Annotated in this window: 19 protein-coding genes and 2 pseudogenes; 17 read left to right on the forward strand and 4 right to left on the reverse strand. The window is 61.1% G+C overall.

Going from position 1 to position 17,153, the window contains the following annotated elements:
• Positions 1-105: 105 nt before the first annotated feature.
• Complete coding sequence (locus QMG52_RS20225; RefSeq protein WP_283562218.1) at positions 106-318, reverse strand: hypothetical protein; 213 nt, start codon at positions 316-318, stop codon at positions 106-108.
• 637 nt (positions 319-955) lie between these two features.
• On the opposite strand from QMG52_RS20225, the gene QMG52_RS20230 reads away from it, so the two are divergent.
• Together QMG52_RS20230 and QMG52_RS20235 are read left to right on the forward strand one after the other, a co-directional pair.
• Positions 956-1,318, forward strand: coding sequence for a TA system antitoxin ParD family protein (locus QMG52_RS20230; protein WP_283562219.1), 363 nt, complete (start codon positions 956-958; stop codon positions 1,316-1,318).
• Between the two features lie 301 nt (positions 1,319-1,619).
• The gene (locus tag QMG52_RS20235) at positions 1,620-1,892 is read left to right on the forward strand and encodes a hypothetical protein (protein WP_283562220.1); all 273 of its coding nucleotides are present in this window, start codon (positions 1,620-1,622) and stop codon (positions 1,890-1,892) included.
• Between the two features lie 79 nt (positions 1,893-1,971).
• Here the strand turns inward: QMG52_RS20235 and QMG52_RS20240 are convergent, their stop codons facing one another.
• Complete coding sequence (locus QMG52_RS20240; RefSeq protein ID WP_283562221.1) at positions 1,972-2,196, reverse strand: hypothetical protein; 225 nt, start codon at positions 2,194-2,196, stop codon at positions 1,972-1,974.
• Between the two features lie 212 nt (positions 2,197-2,408).
• Here QMG52_RS20240 and QMG52_RS20245 point away from each other — a divergent pair, with 212 nt between their 5' ends.
• From QMG52_RS20245 to QMG52_RS20255, 3 genes are all read left to right on the forward strand, one after another.
• Entirely contained in the window at positions 2,409-2,729 is a 321-nt protein-coding gene (locus QMG52_RS20245) for a hypothetical protein (protein ID WP_283562222.1), read from the forward strand.
• A gap of 327 nt (positions 2,730-3,056) precedes the next feature.
• Positions 3,057-3,551: a TraM recognition domain-containing protein gene (locus QMG52_RS20250; protein WP_283562223.1), complete on the forward strand. Its 495-nt coding sequence runs from the start codon at positions 3,057-3,059 to the stop codon at positions 3,549-3,551.
• 9 nt (positions 3,552-3,560) lie between these two features.
• Positions 3,561-4,022: a hypothetical protein gene (locus QMG52_RS20255; RefSeq protein ID WP_283562224.1), complete on the forward strand. Its 462-nt coding sequence runs from the start codon at positions 3,561-3,563 to the stop codon at positions 4,020-4,022.
• A 293-nt stretch (positions 4,023-4,315) separates the two neighbouring features.
• Here the strand turns inward: QMG52_RS20255 and QMG52_RS20260 are convergent, their stop codons facing one another.
• Positions 4,316-4,531, reverse strand: coding sequence for a hypothetical protein (locus QMG52_RS20260; protein ID WP_283562225.1), 216 nt, complete (start codon positions 4,529-4,531; stop codon positions 4,316-4,318).
• Positions 4,532-4,706: 175 nt separating this feature from the next.
• Here QMG52_RS20260 and QMG52_RS20265 point away from each other — a divergent pair, with 175 nt between their 5' ends.
• The 6 genes and pseudogenes from QMG52_RS20265 (at position 4,707) to QMG52_RS22470 (ending at position 10,725) form a co-directional block, all read left to right on the forward strand.
• Positions 4,707-4,886 carry a TetR family transcriptional regulator gene (locus tag QMG52_RS20265; protein WP_283562226.1) on the forward strand — a complete coding sequence of 60 codons (180 nt, stop codon included), beginning with the start codon at positions 4,707-4,709 and terminating at the stop codon, positions 4,884-4,886.
• A 94-nt stretch (positions 4,887-4,980) separates the two neighbouring features.
• Positions 4,981-6,281 (forward strand): annotated as a pseudogene (locus QMG52_RS20270) (ISL3 family transposase).
• Positions 6,282-7,023: 742 nt separating this feature from the next.
• The gene (locus QMG52_RS20275) at positions 7,024-8,019 is read left to right on the forward strand and encodes a Gfo/Idh/MocA family protein (RefSeq protein ID WP_283562227.1); all 996 of its coding nucleotides are present in this window, start codon (positions 7,024-7,026) and stop codon (positions 8,017-8,019) included.
• A gap of 475 nt (positions 8,020-8,494) precedes the next feature.
• Positions 8,495-9,523 (forward strand): HAD family hydrolase, encoded by a 1,029-nt coding sequence (locus QMG52_RS20280; protein WP_283562228.1) that lies wholly within the window; start codon positions 8,495-8,497, stop codon positions 9,521-9,523.
• Positions 9,524-9,853: 330 nt separating this feature from the next.
• The gene (locus tag QMG52_RS20285; RefSeq protein ID WP_283562229.1) at positions 9,854-10,231 is read left to right on the forward strand and encodes a cupin domain-containing protein; all 378 of its coding nucleotides are present in this window, start codon (positions 9,854-9,856) and stop codon (positions 10,229-10,231) included.
• A gap of 389 nt (positions 10,232-10,620) precedes the next feature.
• Positions 10,621-10,725 carry a hypothetical protein gene (locus tag QMG52_RS22470; protein ID WP_502920581.1) on the forward strand — a complete coding sequence of 35 codons (105 nt, stop codon included), beginning with the start codon at positions 10,621-10,623 and terminating at the stop codon, positions 10,723-10,725.
• Between the two features lie 144 nt (positions 10,726-10,869).
• Here the strand turns inward: QMG52_RS22470 and QMG52_RS20290 are convergent, their stop codons facing one another.
• Positions 10,870-12,087 carry an IS110 family RNA-guided transposase gene (locus QMG52_RS20290; protein ID WP_502920582.1) on the reverse strand — a complete coding sequence of 406 codons (1,218 nt, stop codon included), beginning with the start codon at positions 12,085-12,087 and terminating at the stop codon, positions 10,870-10,872.
• A 282-nt stretch (positions 12,088-12,369) separates the two neighbouring features.
• On the opposite strand from QMG52_RS20290, the gene QMG52_RS20295 reads away from it, so the two are divergent.
• The 6 genes and pseudogenes from QMG52_RS20295 to QMG52_RS22475 all read left to right on the forward strand — a co-directional run.
• A complete protein-coding gene (locus QMG52_RS20295) occupies positions 12,370-12,933 on the forward strand; it encodes a ferredoxin reductase (RefSeq protein WP_283562230.1) in 564 nt (187 codons plus the stop codon).
• Positions 12,930-13,184, forward strand: coding sequence for a 2Fe-2S iron-sulfur cluster-binding protein (locus QMG52_RS20300; protein WP_283562231.1), 255 nt, complete (start codon positions 12,930-12,932; stop codon positions 13,182-13,184). Before QMG52_RS20295 ends, QMG52_RS20300 begins: the two co-directional genes overlap by 4 nt.
• Complete coding sequence (locus tag QMG52_RS20305; RefSeq protein ID WP_283562232.1) at positions 13,181-14,179, forward strand: heme-dependent oxidative N-demethylase family protein; 999 nt, start codon at positions 13,181-13,183, stop codon at positions 14,177-14,179. The genes QMG52_RS20300 and QMG52_RS20305 overlap by 4 nt, the downstream gene beginning before the upstream one ends.
• Positions 14,180-14,261: 82 nt before the next feature.
• On the forward strand, positions 14,262-15,659 hold the full coding sequence (locus QMG52_RS20310) for a trimethylamine monooxygenase (RefSeq protein ID WP_283562233.1): 1,398 nt from the start codon (positions 14,262-14,264) through the stop codon (positions 15,657-15,659).
• Between the two features lie 272 nt (positions 15,660-15,931).
• Positions 15,932-16,351 (forward strand): cupin domain-containing protein, encoded by a 420-nt coding sequence (locus tag QMG52_RS20315; RefSeq protein WP_283562234.1) that lies wholly within the window; start codon positions 15,932-15,934, stop codon positions 16,349-16,351.
• Between the two features lie 130 nt (positions 16,352-16,481).
• Positions 16,482-16,887 (forward strand): annotated as a pseudogene (locus tag QMG52_RS22475) (IS982 family transposase); the annotation flags it as partial.
• Positions 16,888-17,153: the final 266 nt, after the last annotated feature.

The raw sequence follows: 17,153 nt of genomic DNA on the forward strand, positions 1-17,153 counted from the left end.
CTGAACAGGTGTCCTTCTCTGTCTGGAAAATTTTGGCTTCGCAACTACTATTTTCCCAGCTCAAGGGGCACTTGTTCGGTTTAACACACCCCTGTCAAAAAGTTCTTACTCGCGGATCCGGGTCAGAATGGGATAGGTAGCGGTCAGCAAAGGGATGAGAACGTTAATGAGGCTCCTCATGCCGTCGCCTTGGTCGCTCAGCAGCGGCAGCGTCTCCACCTCCAACTGGTCGTCGGTTGCGTCCTCGTATTGACGCTTAGGACGGGGCAGCTTCGGTGTCCCCGCGCGCAACATGTACTGCTGGTTCAAGTCATCCAAGTGCAGACGTTTTTTGAACCGTTGTAAGGTTCTTGACTGTCAAATTGCTCCACTGCCGCGGTGAGGTCAGGAGATTCCGTTGCTTTCGTGATGTAGTGCTTTTCCGTAATGGCCGTTCCCGAATGCCGAGCTGCGCCGCGGCATGCTTTGAGCAATCACTACGTGGCCGGGGGTGTCTATGGGTGGTGATATCGCTGTCGCCCTAGCCGGAGCTGATATACGAGTCACAAGAGTCGCCGCGATCGTTGCTACGCCGGACTGGACCCGACTGCGATCAGTTTCGAGCTTGGGCAGCCGACACGCATGTTCCGCCGACCGGAGCTGCCCGGTTTCGTGAAGCGTTGGGCACCATTTTCCCCAAGGCAGCGGATGCCATACGGATCACCGTCGGCGATGGCGTAGATCATCTCGAAGCGGCACGGAGCCCGGATCTTCAGAACTGTGCCGTTAGCTGGCTTAGCGACGACGAGATGGTCGCCGACTAACGCTCCACCTACGGTGGTCGCCCGGGGCCAACGATCCACCTCCGGGATAGTGATCCGTGCCGTTAGAGGTCCCGCATACGGGTGCGGCGGCAAATGAGTTACTTCCGCTCACGGCCATGGTGCCAAGTGTAGCGGGATGCTACGGTCTAATTATGAAGACGATGCCAACTCGCATTGATGGGGAACTTTTCGGGGCCGCGAAGGTCGCCGGCGAGATTCAAAGCCGCAGTGCTGCGCAGCAGTTGGATCACTGGGCTCGCAATGGCCGCGAACTGGAAGCGTCGCCGATAATCACGCACGGAGCGATCAACAAAGTTCTGACGGCACAGTCGTCCTATGACAGTCTTCCGGATGCCGCGCAGGCCATGGTCCGGGTGGCGTGGGATGAGCAGATCTCGGCAAAGATCGCGGGACTGAGTTTGGAAGACCGCTTGCAAGAAGCCGGTCGGCCCTGGGCAGAAGCGGATAAGCAGGGCCATGCAGTTGTTCGCAACCCCAGCGCCAATCCAGCGTGAGTTCACCCGTCCTTCATGTCCTTGCGGGACCAAACGGCGCAGGTAAGACCACGTTCGTGCACGCTGTATTGCAACCAGTTACGCACCCTCCGTTTATCAATGCAGATGAGATCGCAGCGCTGCGCTGGCCCGGCCATGAGGCCGAGCATGCTTAAGATGCTTCCGCTGCTGCAATGGCGGCACGTGACGACGCGCTAAACCACCGGCGTTCCTTCATCACCGAGACCGTATTCAGCCATCCCAGCAAAGTTGAGCCATAAAAGAAGGCACCTTTGCCGGCTACCTTGTCACCCTGCACGTAATGCTCGTCCCAGAGGAAGTCACTGTCCTGCGAGTGAAATACCGGGCAGCACAGGGCGGACATACAGTTCCCGAAACCAAGGTGCGGGAACGCTATCGGCGCCTCTGGGACCTGGTCGCGGAAGCACGCGACCTCGCTGACCGCTGCATCTTCTACGACAACAGCCGCGCGCCCACGCCGTTCCTGCCCCTTGCCAACTACGAAAGCGGGCGTCTCATTGGTGATCCGGTGTGGCCCGCATGGACACCTTCCGCACTCACCGGACACCTGTAGTCCTAGGGACCAAGATCCGCTGCAGGGGGCCTGTGGTACCTAACCGGACCACGGGTCGTCAGGATCACACCCGGCGACGTCATGGTGTCCGCTCAGCGGTGCGGGCACTCAGTCTGCGCTGCCATTCTTGCATGGCGATGTGGCCGGATAACGTGTCGAGCAGCTGGAGGTACTCCTCGGCGTCGTAGCTGACGTCCCAATCGAAGTGGCGAACGACCACGTCCTCGAAGAGACCGCTTCGGTCGCTCTCGGCGCGGCTGTGGGGGATGTCGCCAGGCCGCAGCCAGGTTTCGCGCGCGGGCATCCCTCGCTGATCTCCTCGTAGACGTCCTGGATCTCGAAGAAGAACGGGGTCTCCGCCTTCGGGAATGACATGGGTGGCACTCCAGAAGGCGAGGTGGCCGCCGAGTCGCAGGAGCTCGTAGGCTCGCTGGTAGCGCAGCGCTGGGTCGATCCAGTGCCAGGCCGTGGCGGCGAAGACTCATCAACGCCATTCTCGATGCACCCGGAGCCGTCGTGACGACGTCGACCCGTGCCGACAACCTGGTGGTGACGATGCGCGCCCGGGCCTCCGGCGGCCGGCCAGTGACGGTGTTCGATCCACAGGGCACGTCGGGATTGCCGACGACGCTGCGGTGGTCGCCGGTCCGCGGTTGCAAGGACCCCGAGATGGACACCGAAGTCAAAGGCGAGAATGCCGCGTGGCAGAAGCGATCCGTCATTGTGCTGCAATGCCTGCTGCATGCGGCGGCGCTGTCCGGGGACAGGGTGAGGGCGTTTCGGCGCTGGAGATTCTGGGCCAGCCGGAAGCCGCGCTTGGCTGGCAGGCCGATCTGATGGGAATCATTGAAGATGACCCCGCAACACCTCAAACTCGTGGATCGGCGTCACGGCCGCCGTCGCGCCTCTATCATCTCCAAAAGTTCTGTCGGCACTTGACCCGCACGGTGAGGCAGAACAATTTGATCCCAAGGATTTCATCCGTCAGCGCGGCACGCTCTACCTGATTGGCACAAAATCCGGGGCCGCCGCAGCCGGACCGTACCTGTCGGCGCTGATCGAGGACATCGATTACGCGGCGCGGGAGATGGCGTTTATTGCCCTGGGGGGACGGCTGGATCCGCCGCTGTCGCTGATCCTGGACGAGATTGCGAACCTTTCACCATGGCCCGGACTCCCTGTGGCGCTCTCGACGGCGGCGGCATCGGCATCTCCACGATGGTCGTGCTCCAATCCCTGTCCCAGGCACGGTCCGGCTGGTCCATAGACGAGGCGGCCACCATCTGGGACGCCGCCATCATCAAAGTGATCTTTGGTGGTGGATCGGACGAACGCGACCTGCGGGCCCTGGACGGGCTCATCGGTGAACGGAGCACCACCGTCAATACCCGGTCATGGTCCGCTCAGGGGCGCCAGGATGGCGAACAGATCCGGGAAACCCCGGTCATCCCATTGCACGAGATCCGCCGACTTCCCGTCGGAACAGCGATCATGCTGGGCAGGCGAACCCGCCCCATTCTGTTGGACCTGCGCGAATGGCACAAACGCAAAGACGCCACGCAGCTCGGTGTGTCCAAAAACGAAACCGAACTCGAACTCGCCGCAGGCCACCGCCGGCGCCAAGAGACCAGCGAGAACGCCGCACCGGCAGACGAATAGGAAAACACCATGGATGAGGAAGAGTCCTTCGAATACACCGTCGGCGGAGGCGCCGAAGACGAGTTTGCCGCCATGCTGTTCGGCTCGACCGAGAGCAAACGCTCCAAACGGGTTCCGATGACATACCGATGGCGCGACATGGATCCTCGCACCGCGGAGGCGGTTTGGAAACACCTTGGACAGTGGGTGCAGTGGCTGGTGGATACTTACCATCTGCCAACCTCCGTGGTGCCGGACTGCTGGTGGAAACACAGCGACATGGTCGCCGAGCTCTACGGCCTGCAGCGCGCGGAACAGGCTTCGTACACAGAGGACGACGGCGGATTCGGTCCCATCACATTCCACGAACGGCTGACCTCAAGCATCGAGCGAATGCGCGAACACACCGCACGGCAGGCTGCGTGGGCCTATAGGCCCACCGGGAACCATCGGGAACCGTCGCGTCGTCGTGATGGAGGATCATGTGGCTAAATTCGTGCAGGATGATTTGCTGGCGGTGCAAGGGGGAGCGGGCGGGTGCGTGCAGGATCAGGTCCCGGCCCCGCATGACGAGCCACAGTCCGTCCATTGCTTCGCAAGAGGATGCCGTAACCGCGCAACAGCAACTGCCCGTGGGCTCAGGCTTTGTCCGTCTTCAGGCCGCGGCCCCCGTTTTGCTCCCGGGAGACCCGCTGGCGGACCTGCGGTGAGCATGTCGTTGGCCAATGAGACCAAACGGAAGTGATCCACGGTGACGGCCCGGCAGTGCGGCCGTCCACCGACGGTTACGAGAGTGTCTGCTCCCAGGTCTCCCCAAAGGGAACCGTGTCGCTGAGTGCGAGCGAGTACCGGGATGGATCATGGCGGGTGACCAGGATGCCGGCACACCGGTGGGCCATCGCTACCTGCCGGAGCTTGGCCTCTGCATCGTCGAGCAACTCGTAACGTTGACCGGGCGTGGTGAGGAGGACTTCCAAAGGCTCGATGGTCTGACTACGCATGATAAACAGCTTCCTTGTGATGTGTGTCACGATATTGTGAATATCCTTACATGAACAGGCGTTTAGGTCAACCGTTCATGATGAAGATGTTAAAGCTTTTCCATGGCGCAAGCAAGAGTCTTACTGTAAGGAAGTGCCCCTGTCGGGCCGAAACCAAGTGACTATAGAGTGAGCCATGCGGGTAGCCGCAGAAGACCGAAGTGAACAGTTAATTGCAGCGACGGTTGAACTGATGCGTCGTGAGGGTGTTCAGGCAGTGACCATCCGGGCCATAGCCAAAGAGGCCAATGCGCCCTTGGCTACGGCATATTATTGGCTCTTCAGAATTGAGAGTGTAGTCAGCGTTGCCACGTGAGGAGTCCGGGGCGGGAGGTTGTTTCGGTTGAGGTGAGGGCCTTGGGAGAGAATCGGATTGTCTAGATCTTGATTCCTCTTGCCTCTTGGCCCTCGTGTTCCACGCTACCTTCCATCGCCCTGACCTGACCACATTCTGCCGCCTCGATGAGCTCGGACTCGAGGCCACGGGGCAGTACCTGAGCCGCGATCAGGCCGTCCTGGCCTGCCGTGTTGTTGATCCGGATGACTGGTGCCGGAACTGCGGGAGTCAAGGCATCCCTCGGGACACGGTGACTCGTCGGCTGGGCCATGAACCCTTCGGTTGGCGCCCAACCACACTGCTGCTGAGAGTGCGCAGGTACAAATGCTCTGGGTGTGGGAAAGTATGGCGGCAAGACACGTCCAAGGCCGCCGAACCGCGGGCGAAACTCTCCCGCCGCGGGCTGCGGTGGGCGTTGGAAGGAATCGTGTGCCAACACCTCACTGTCGCCCGCGTTGCCGAAGGCCTGGGCGTGACCTGGAAATACCGCGAACAAGGCCGTCCTGGCCGAAGGCAAGTGTGTGTTGATTGATGACCGGCACCGGTTCGACGCGGTCAAGGTCATTGGTGTCGATGAGCATGTTTGGCGACACACCCGCCGCGGAGACAAGTACGTCACCGTCATCATTGATCTCACACCGATCCGTGATGGCACGGGCCCTTCCCGCCTGCTGGACATGGTCGAAGGCCGCTCAAAACAGGTCTTCGCCACCTGGCTGAAGGCACGCCCACAACCGTGGCGGGACGGGATCGAGGTCGTTGCCATGGACGGGTTCTCCGGGTTCAAGAGCGCAGTGGCCGAAGAGCTCCCCGACGCTGTTCCGGTGATGGATCCATTCCATGTCGTCCGTCTGGCTGGGGAGGCTTTGGATAGCTGCCGCCGACGCGTTCAGCAGCAGACATGCGGTCATCGCGGGCGGGCCGGCGACCCACTGTATTCGGCTAGGCTGACGCTTCATACCGGGGCGGATCTGCTCACTGACAAGCAACGCCAACGCCTTGAAACCCTGTTCTCTACGGATACGCATGTCGAAGTGGAAGCGAGCTGGGGCATCTACCAACGCATGGTTGCCGCCTACCGGGAACCAGACCGGCCCAAAGGGCGGGAGTTGATGCAAGCCGTGATCAAATCCGTCAGCACCGGAGTTCCCAGCGCACTCACCGAGCTCAGAACACTCGGGCGGACCCTCAATCGCCGGGCAGCAGACGTGTTGGCATACTTCGAGCGACCAGGTACCTCCAACGGAAGCAATCAATGGCCGGCTCGAACACCTACGCGGATCCGCTCTTGGCTTCCGCAACCTCACCAACTACGTCGCAAGATCACTGCTGGAATCCGGCGGATTCAGACCGAAACTACACCCTCAATTCTGAAGAGCCTTTCCGGCTCTTCCGCGGCCAAAAACAGTGGTGATCAGTGCTGGCGCATAGCCTCCCGACGCTGGTAAGGTCCTTCCTCATGGTCTTCGAAGGAGCGGCCATTCAATACCTGGCCGACCCGACGGCTACCGATCACCGCGCACAGTTCTTCATGATGGTGATGCACTCCTGATCAAGGCCGGCGACTAACCCTGACGTTGCAGGGCGCGCCACGGAGGTGACGTCCCACGGTTTTAAGGCCCTTCGTACTTGGCGTTCCAATGCCGCTGTGCGCCGTGGTGGTCGAACGCCCTTACTTGGTCTTAGGTATGGTTGGCGGGTTTGTTCCGCTATGGACGGTGACCGCATGCACCCACAGCCGCACCTCGGACGATCTATATTTCTGTTTCTGGGAGGGCTCTTGGGGTGCTACTTTTGTTGTGTTGGCTGATCCAGCCTTGACTCAGCCAACCTACGGGTAATGAAATAGCATCCGATAGCTCGGCAGTTGGCTGCATTCGAGAATTCTCCAGGGGCTGATCCTTGGAATGTGACACTTGGATCCAGTTACCGTTTTTCCCGCAGCGTTAAGTTGCATTCCCTGCTGGGTCGCGACTGCTTTAAACCCTCCAAGCCACCGCGCGGGAAGAGCGCTCCGGTTCTATGGGCATTTATTGTTGCGATATCCGGGCCAGTTAGCGCTGCGGTTCACGGTACCCTTCTCAGGCGGGGTAGGTTGTAAAAAAAGGAGAGTTCAATGAGTGAGAAATTGCGTTGGGGCGTCCTGGGCAGCGCCCGCATCGTCCGCAAGACAATTCCGGCGTTGCAGGAAACGAGAAACGGTGAGGTCGTTGGTATCGCTTCCCGCACCGAGGAAAAGGCCAGGGAGTACGCCGACAAGCACGGCGTCCCACAGGCGTTTGGCTCTTATGAGGCGCTGCTCGCTTCCCCGGACATCGACGCTGTCTACATTGCGCTGCCAAACGCACTGCACCTCGAGTGGATTCTCAAATCCTTGGACGCAGGCAAGCACGTCCTCTGTGAGAAGCCTTTGGCGATGAGCGCCGCCGAGTGCGAGGAGATTACGCGCAAGGCCGACGAGACCGGGCTCAAAGTCCTGGAAGGGTTCATGTACCGTTTTCACCCGCGTTTCGAGAAGCTGCAAGAGCTGCTCGCGGCCCATGCGGTGGGCACATTGACGTTTGTCCACGTCGGGCACTCTTTCGATGCGGGCGGGGACGACAACATCCGCTGGTATACCGGGCTCGGAGGCGGCGCACTTTTCGATACGGGGTGCTACTGCGTCAACGTGAGCCGGATGGTCGCGGCGCAGGAGCCCACTCGAGTCTCCGCCTTTGGCAACTACCGCGACGCCAACGACGGAGGTCGAATTGACGTCAGCATTGCGGGCATGCTGCGCTTTCCGGGCAGCGCAACCGCGCTTTTTGATACCGGAGTGAACCTCGAGCGCCGCAACTTTTTAGAACTCACGGGCACTGAGGGCCGGCTCTACCTCGACAATCCTTTTGGGCTCTTGGAGGAGGATTCGGTCTTGGAGGAGCATCACTTCGGGCAGGACACTATCTTTCACGAGGTCAAGGGTGTAAACCACTTCGTACGGATGGGCGAACACTTCGCCGACAGCGTCCTAAACGGTACGCCGCTCCGCTACGATCTCACGGACGCGGCAAACAACGCGCGGGTGTTGGAAGCTCTTGACCAGGAAGCGCGGAAACAAGAGGCGGGCGTCTGAACCGAGACCCCTTTCTGGCGCTGGCCCAGGCGTTAGCTGAAGATTTTGCCGCTCGAGCCGGAGACGCCGACCGCAAAGCCGGGTTTTCGGCCTTCCCGATGGCTGCCACGATTGCGTTGATCCCGTCGCCCGGGCAGGCAAAGACTTTGTCCACTCCCCATTGCAGAAGCCGATCCAGCCAATAGTCCCCAGCTGTTGATGATGCCACAGCCAATCTTCCTTTCGGACATCCTCGGGCCGTCGGGCCCTGGAGAACTTCCCTTGAGGCGAGAAGCGTGAGCCTGCAGGAGGCAGTCCCAGGATTTTTCGGCGTCGTTCCACCCGAGGAGTCCTCCTAGAGGGCTTGGCGCCAATCACTGTTCGAATCCTCATCACCCCCCCCACATGAGGGCTAGATTTTTCTTCGAACGGGGATTCCACAGGCGATAGGGACGAAATCCATGCCGGAATGCCGAAAAAGAAAGACGCCGCATCTATGACCCACTTCAATGACCGCACCATCCTCGTATCCGGAGCCAATGCCGCTGAGGTGAGCCGGCCTTTGCGACCCGTGATCGGGCAGACGTTTGACGCTGTCCTGTTCGATATGGACGGCACCCTCATAGACTCGACCCCCGCGGTGCGTCGGGCCTGGCTCGCGTGGTGTGCCGAACGTAAACTAGATCCATCGTTCCTGGACGGCGCCCACGGCCAGCCGGCCCAGGACATTGTGGCTTCCCTGGTTCCGACCGAAGAGTTCGACGAAGCCTTTGAGCGCATTCAACAAATCGAGATCGCCGAAGTCGGCGGCATCACCGTCCTTCCCGGAGCCGCCGAAGCGCTCTCGGCCATCGGGGAATATCGCAAAGCGATTGTCACCTCGTGTACGCGGTCCCTGGCCACGGCACGAATCACGGCTTCCGGGCTGGTGCCACCCTGCGTGGTAGTCACCTTCGACGACGTCGTACGCGGCAAACCGGACCCCGAACCTTTTGCGCTCGGCGCCCGGCGGCTGGGTTTCGACCCCGGCCGCTGCCTCGTCGTCGAGGACGCAGCGGCTGGCCTGCGGTCCGCCCATGATGCTGGGTGCACGACCCTGGCGGTGGCGGGTACACACGCAGCGGCGGATCTGAGTGCCGATCTCGTCATTACCAGCCTGGTTGAGCTCGAATTCTCGGCCACGGCCAGCGGCATCCACGTCGCGCGGCGTACGTCCCGAGGCGGGTGCCCCGTACCGGGCCACCAGCCCGCTGATCACCGACCGGGCCACCCCCAGCCGGGCGGCGATCTCGGTCTGACTCACACCCTGCCCGGCCCAGGCCCGGGCCGCCTGCCGGTCGCTGAGCTTGCGCGGACGGCCGGCGGCGCACCAGCCCGGCCGAGCCCTCCGCGCGGGTACGGCCGCGCAACATCGACACGTACTGCGGGGTCAACTTCGAACCCCTCTGCCGCCCGACGACACGCGACCCCGGCGTCCGGTAACGGCGACCACCGCCCCCTGACCTACCAAATCATCGGGACATAAACGTCAGCAACGAACCAAGGCCTACGCCATGAGGTCTGAGGTTCGCCTTGCTTGCGAGGGGATTAAGTTCAGTAAGAAAGTATTTATTCCTAAAAAGAATCGACTAACTGTATTCCGAGGCGTAGTTGTGCACGTGGGACGTAGGTAGGTGACCGGCATCACGTCAGCAGGGCTCGGAGCAGAGCTTGGCTGGCCCTCTGAGAATCACGGAATGTCGGGTTTGCAGGCGGTCCTTCCCGGAGCCCCAGCCGGGGTTCTGGCGTGATCTTCGGTGCAGTCCCATAGGCACCCGAAAATCATACTTTCGCAACACTATTCATAGAAGTGACCATGGAAACCCTCGTAGGAACCCTGAGCAAGGCCGGATCCATCTACAAGGTTGAAAACGGCTATATCGGATTGCCGCAGATGGACTTACCCGGGTGTGATGCCGCCATTGGTGACTCCCTTTCCAACCCCGACGGCTCGGTCATGAGTGCCGGATTCTTCGAGCTGAAGGCCTCCGATCCCTTGGTGTACACGTACACGTACGACGAGATGAAGGTCGTCGTGCAGGGTGAGTTCATCCTCACGGACCAGAGGACAGGGGGCGTGACGCATGCGAAGGAGCGCGATGTGCTGTTCTTCCCGAAGGGAACAACAGTGAAGTCTGAGACCCCTGACTACGCTCTGGAGTTCTTCACCGGCCACCGCTCCTTCGCACCCTAAGACCCTCTCATGCGTCCCGCATCCGTGACTGCGTCAGAAGACACCTACTGCGATACAGGTTTCCGTGGGCTCATCTGTGTGTCGTTTGGAAAAGCTGATTCCCTTACCGCGGACGACAACGACGGCCAGCCGCGGCATGACTTTCACTTCGATTGTGCAGACACACAAGCCCTTTCGCGTCTGAGGTCCGCAATCGAGCTGGCATGCGTGGGCGTCCGCGTCGTACTCACAGGACCCCCGGCTGACATCATGGCGGCTGCAGCTGTTGCCTCGGAATGCGGGCTGGTGGAAGAGGAGGTGATGCTCGTGAGCGACGGATCCGGGCATCGTACTGTCTTTTGCGCACATTGTCGTACCGCGACGGAAACGGTTGAGCCGGTCGTTCCGAATTGGAGTGTCAAGGTTGCGCCACTGTCCTGGCGATCTCCAACCACTTTTCCCGGCGCATCGCTGCGTACCTGGGATTCGCCGCCCATGCCGAGGAGGCAGCATGACAGTGACAGCACTCCAGACCGAGGTCCACCCTGCGGTGAAGGGAGGCCTTGTGCTGGAGGTGACAAATGTCAGTATTCAGACGGATTCCATTGTCAGCATCACCTTTGCTGATTCGTCGGGGGGGGGGTGTCCCTATGTTTTTGTCAAGCCGCTTTTGGGGTTTTTTCTTCGTAGATGCTCATGTCTCTGAGCATGGCGAAGAGCATGTCGCAGCGGCGCCGGGCCAGGGCGATCAGGGCCTGGTTGTGGCGTTTCCCTTGGGCGCGTTTTCGGTCGTAGTAGTCCCGTGAGGTGGGGTCCTTGAGGGCGGCGAACGCGGACAGGAAGAGAGCGCGCTTGAGGATCTTGTTGCCCTTCCTGGAGGGGTGGTCTCCCCGGATGGACGTCCCTGATCGCCAGGTCACCGGCGCCAGTCCGGAATAGGAGGCCAGATGCCCGGCGGTGGCGAAGTGTTTACCGACGACTTCGGTGAGGATCCTGGCTTCGGTCCTGATCCCGACCGCCGGTATCGAGCTCAGGACGAGGTGAAGAGGGTGGGCCTCCACGAGCGCCTCGACCCGGGTATGGACTTCGACACGGGCTTTACGCAGACCGGCGAGCATGCCTGCCAGTTGGGGCAGCACGATGCCGGCTCCGGCGGTGCCGGCGACGACCACGGTTTGCTCGCCGAGGGCGGTAAAGATATCGGCTGCCCAGTGTTTGCCTGCCCGCGGGGCGAACTTGGCCAGGTACGTGGCCACCCGTGCCTGGCCGGCGGTCTTCAGTGCGGTGGGGGTCGGATATTTCACCAGCAGCTCCGCCATTGCCGGGTGGTCCAGGTGTGCGCCGATCACCCGTTCGGGGGCCGGGTGGATCTGGGTCAGAAGCCCGCGGATACGGTTTGATGTAGCGGTGGTCTGCTGGGTCAGATCATCATCAAAACCGCACAGCATCGACAGCTCGGCGATCTGCTCATCGGCGACCTCGATCGAGCGCAGGGTGTGCGGCATCGTCCGGGCTGCCTCGGCGATGATGTACGCGTCCCGGGCATCGGTTTTAGCCTCGCCGGGGTGCAGATCCGCGATCCGGCGCATCGCCAACCCGGGCAGGTAACCGACCAGGATTCCGGCGGCCCGGGCCGTCGCTACGGGCAGCGCACCAATGGTGGCGGGCTGGTCCACGACCAGCAGTAGCGTGCCGTTTTTGGCCAGTGTGTCGATGATCGCCCGCAGCTTCGCTTCGTCCTGAGGCAAAGCCTTATCGAGCAGTTTCTTCCCGGATTTATCCAGCGCCACCGCGTGGTGATTGCTCTTGCCGACATCGACTCCGATGAAGACATCGATACTCTCGTGATCCTTAATCAATCTCAAAACCTCCTGCATCCGAGACTAGTAAAACAGCGCTGGTCTGTCCTGCGGTGACAAGAGTCGGCATCCACGTTACGGCTGACCTGGCACGATAAAAACTGCCGCTGGTCCGGTCCCTATTAGCGATCCCCTGACACCTATCGGATCCCGGTGACATCACCCCCCGGATCATTGAAGACTGGGGGCATAAATCATGCCGGGAACCAACAGGCCAGCAACCCAATTCTTACTCAATTAGGGGCTACTAAAAAGGTAACGGGGGGGCCGCTGCCTTCCTACGTCCCGGGGAGCCACCTTGTGGTCCAATACGGCGGTGGCGCCAATGCGTACTCGCTCACCGGTTCAGGCAGCGCCCCGTCCGAATACACCATCTCGGTCCTCCAGGTCGAGGGCAGCGCCGGCGGCTCCCTGACCATGCATCGGCTCGCCATCGGTGACCTTGTTCAGGTTTCGCTTCCCCGCAGTGCCTTTGCCCCTGCGGCAACAGCTACGCATCATCTGCTGGTTGCGGCAGGAATCGGAATCACCCCGGTGCTTTCGCACGCCCGGTCCGCTGCCGAATGGGGCATGGCAGCATCCCTGATCTACGTACACCGGCCCGGGGCGGGGGCCCACGTGCCGGAAGCGAGGGAACTGCTGGGACCTGCCCTGACGGAATGTAGTGATCGAGACAGTTTCCTGAAGGTCCTGGCGGAAAAGCTCACGACCCAGCAACTCGGAACTCACCTCTACGTCTGCGGACCGGCTGCCTTCATGGATACAGTCCTGGGCCATGCGTGCGAGCATGGCTGGTCAACGCCCGGCTGCATTCAGAAGCCTTTGGCGCAGCCGAGCTGGAGGAGGGCGAACCGTTCGCGGTGAACGTGGCTCGCAGCGGCATCAGATTGGAAGTTCCGGCCGGCGTTTCGTTGCTGGAGACACTGGAAAACGCTGGGAAGAGCATCCCCAACATGTGCCGCAAAGGCATCTGCGGGGAATGTTCCATCTCAGTACTTCGAGGGGCGCCCCAGCCCCGGGATCTTTACCTGACCGACCAGGAAAAGGCCGAGAACACCACCATGATGTGCTGCGTTTCACGCAGCCACGACGAAGAATTGGAGTTGGACCTTTGAGTACCACCATCACCGACAAAGACCTGGACACCGACGTCCTCCCGGAACGGATCAGACGCTTTCCCTTCCCCTTCTCCGGTGACAGCTACCGCTACAGCGCCAATGTTGAACCCGCCCGCAAAACAGTGGAGACAGAGGTCGGCTCCTGGGGGTCCTTCCTGATAGACACCGACGAACACTACCTTCCAGACCTACAGGAACGCGACCAGGTGCTGGAGAAGGACCCCACACGCACACAGGTCCTCCCCCACATGCGACTTGCCGTCTGGGATGCAATCACAACTCTGCTGCCCGCCATGGCGGAAGAACACCCGCGCACGATGTCCTATCACCGAAACGGAAATACCTGCCGCTGGGGGAACACCCTGCAGAACCTGGAACTGGAATTCACCATCGGCGACGACGATTCACTTCCCATGGGTCCACTGCGGTTCCTGGGCAGCCAAATCCAGGACGACATAGTTTTCCTTGACGCCCGCGAGGATACGCTGTGGCTGGACGCAGGTCTTGTCACCTTCGCCGCCGACTGGTCCTTCGGATTCGACGTGGGCATGAAATTCATGGAAGTCCACACCCCCGTTCCCCGCGTTCAAACAGAACCCGTCATCAACCGGGCCCATCAATTCCTCCTGCGGCTACAACCCGGGGGACAATTCCGCAGAACCAACTGGACGATGACCGTAGACCGGCGTCTGGACACCTCCACCGAAACCTACCCGGACTGGGCCCCAGACCGCGGAACCATAGCAGCAGACCCCGACCTGCCAAACAGGCTCCACCTGCGGGTGGAAGTTCAGCACATGCTCTGCCTCCCACACACCGGGGCCGTGTTATTCCTGATCCGGTCCTACCTCCTGCCCCTCTCCGACATCGCCCAGGTACCCGTCTGGCGCGAACGCCTGGGCCACGTGCTGGCCGAACTCCCCGAAGACATGGCCGAATACAAAGGCATCAGCCGCTACCGCAAAGCCGCATCCACCTGGCTGCTGGCCTGACACGTAGGGCGACTCACAGCATCACACAAAAGCGGCATCACACAAAAGCGAACTAAAAAATCCAATGAATGAGGAGAGCAGCATGGCATTGCGAGTTGGAATCATTGGTGCGGGCCCCAGCGGATTGGCACAACTGCGGGCGTTTGAATCGGCACGCCAAAAAGGCGCCGCCATCCCCGACATCTTGTGTTTTGAAAAGCAGGCGGACTGGGGTGGCCAGTGGAACAACAGCTGGCGAATCGGCCTGGATGCCCACGGCGAGCCTGTCCACACCAGCATGTACCGGCATCTGTGGTCCAACGGGCCCAAGGAATGCTTGGAGTTCTCGGACTACTCCTTTGACGAGCACTTCGGCCGCGCCATCTCCTCCTTCCCGCCCCGGGAGGTCCTTTTCGACTACATCAAGGGCCGCGTGGAAAAGTCCGACGTCCGCAAGTACGTCCGGCTCAACACCGTGGCACGCCACACCAGCTACAACGAGGACACGCAGGAATTCACCCTGACAGTGGAGGACCTTTCCACCGGCACCACGGAGACGCACATCTTTGACAAGCTCGTGGTCGCCACCGGCCACTTCTCCGTCCCTTCAGTCCCCGAGTTCACGGGCATCAAAACCTTCCCGGGCGAAGTCATGCATGCCCACGATTTCCGCGGCGCCGAGCGCTTTGCCGGCAAGCGCCTGCTCATGGTCGGCAGCAGCTATTCCGCTGAGGACATTGGCATGCAGGCCCACAAGATGGGTGCCGCGTCCATCACCTTGAGCTACCGCACGGCCCCCATGGGCTATCACTGGCCTTGGAACACGGTGGAGCGCCCGCTCGTCACGCATTTTGACGGCGGCACCGCGCGCTTTAGGGACGGCACCCAAGGCGACTTTGACGTCGTCGTGCTGTGCACCGGATACCAGCACAAGTACCCGTTCCTGCCCAGCGAGCTGTCGCTGAAATCGGCGAACGTGCTGTACCCTGCCAACCTCTACAAGGGCGTGGTGTGGCAGCAGAACACGAACCTGTTCTACCTGGGGGCGCAGGACCAGTACTACACCTTCAACATGTTTGACGCCCAGGCGTGGTTTGCCCGCGACGTCATGACCGGAGCGATCGAGATGCCCTCCCTTGCTGAGCGCGAGGCAGACATCCAGCTCTGGCTCGAGCGCCAGGCCGGACTGACGGACCACGACGCCGAGGCCGACTACCAATCGGACTACCTGCGCGAGCTGATCAACGCCACCGACTACCCATCCTTTGACTTGGACGCCGTCTCGCAGTTGTTCAAGGACTGGATGCGCAACAAGCATGAGGACATCCTCGGCTACCGGGACGCCGTGCACCGCTCCGTGGTCACCGGCACCGTGTCGGCCACGCACCACACGCGCTGGCTCAATGCCATGGATGACTCCCTGGAACGGTACCTGGAGGGCCCTTCGCAAGACGTGGACGGCGGTACGCCCGCCGCTGTCACCAGCTCCGTGGCCGTCTAGCGTGCGTGGGGTCAGTAAGGGTAGATCGTTTATGAATCCTACAAATTTGGAGCCGAAAAGGATCCAATCAACGCGAAATCTTGTAGGTTTTCACCGCAAAAAATCGGGGACATCGACTACTGACCCCGCGCACCGACTACTGACCCACGCACTACTTATGCGCATCACGACGACAGGCGCCCAATGCGACTGGTTTAAGTTCTCCCCGGAGAATCTCCCCCCCCCCCCCCCCCGGACCGAATTCTGCATTCTTTCAAGAAAAGGTTGGAACCATGAACACCAGTACCACTAAGCAGCAGCCCAGCCCGACACCGACGACGGGCGAGGCGATCGATTTCTGGCCAGCGGAGACTATGAAACCGATGAAGATCGGGGGGCCACGTTTACGCTGCCGGTTCATAAATTCCCACCCCACCGCCCCATGGGATGACTTCATACTCTCCGAGTGGGAGCTGGAGGCTTGCGCCTGGGAGGACTTTCACCCGCACAGCGAGACTAATTTCGTGCTGGAAGGCGAACTCCATATCGAGAGCCAAGGCAAGACTGTCATCCTGAAACCGGGCGATGCTGCGCGCGTCAATCCCGGCGGGGCGGGCCGGTACTGGGCCCCGGTCTACTCGCGAATGGTCACTGTCTATGGGCCCAATCCGGAAGGTCTGGAGTCCCATTCCTTCCGATACGAGGAAATCTAAGGCCCGCCGCGCCGATGATGCGCATCCCTAATTGATGAATTCCAAGGTGTTCGGCGGGGCTTAGCGGGTTTTGGGGCTAGGTTGTTCAGAATCGGCGGTATCTAACCAAAGGCCGAACCCGGAGGCTCTCGTGGACGCCGACCTGGACACCCCTGCCACAGCATTCTATGTCGCTGCCGACGATGTGTTGAAGGCCCATCCGGAGCGGGTCCCGTACCGCCCCGGATCGGCATCAGCCCCAGGATCACCGACGCGGAGGTGATGACCTTGGCAATGATGCAGGCGATGCTGGGCTTCGTTTCGCAAGGCCCGCTGGCTGGGCCACGCGAAGGGGCGCTACCGGGGAATGTTCCCGTATCTGCCGGGCCAGTCCGGCTACAACAAGCGCCGGCTCGGTGAGTGCATGACTGGCTCATCGGTGCCCTGGCCGAGGGCAACGGCATTTGCCGTGACGATGCGTGGTCGCCGATTCCACCCCGGTTGAATGCGCCCGGTCCAGGGAAGCAGTCCGCCGCTCGGACCTGGACGGATGGGCCTGTACCGACCCTCCCCAGACCCGTCTTTGGATGCGGCGAGGGCTTGGCCCCTCCAGGGTCTGGGGCGCCGTAGAAAGAATCGCCGTAGGCTAGTTATGTTGTAGCTGGCAAATACGGCGTGATGGTACGGGTAGTCCGGGTAGGTGGTACCGCTGGTTTCAGGGACCCGGTACTGGCCAGAAAACGTTGTCGTGGGTTTCTGGCCAGTACCCGGTTGTGACCGTCACCGGTCGGGGTGGTGGTGTCCGGCCGGGGTGTTGTTCCTA

The sequence above is a fragment of the Paenarthrobacter sp. PH39-S1 genome, assembly GCF_030063245.1.
Taxonomy (GTDB): Bacteria; Actinomycetota; Actinomycetes; order Actinomycetales; family Micrococcaceae; genus Arthrobacter_M.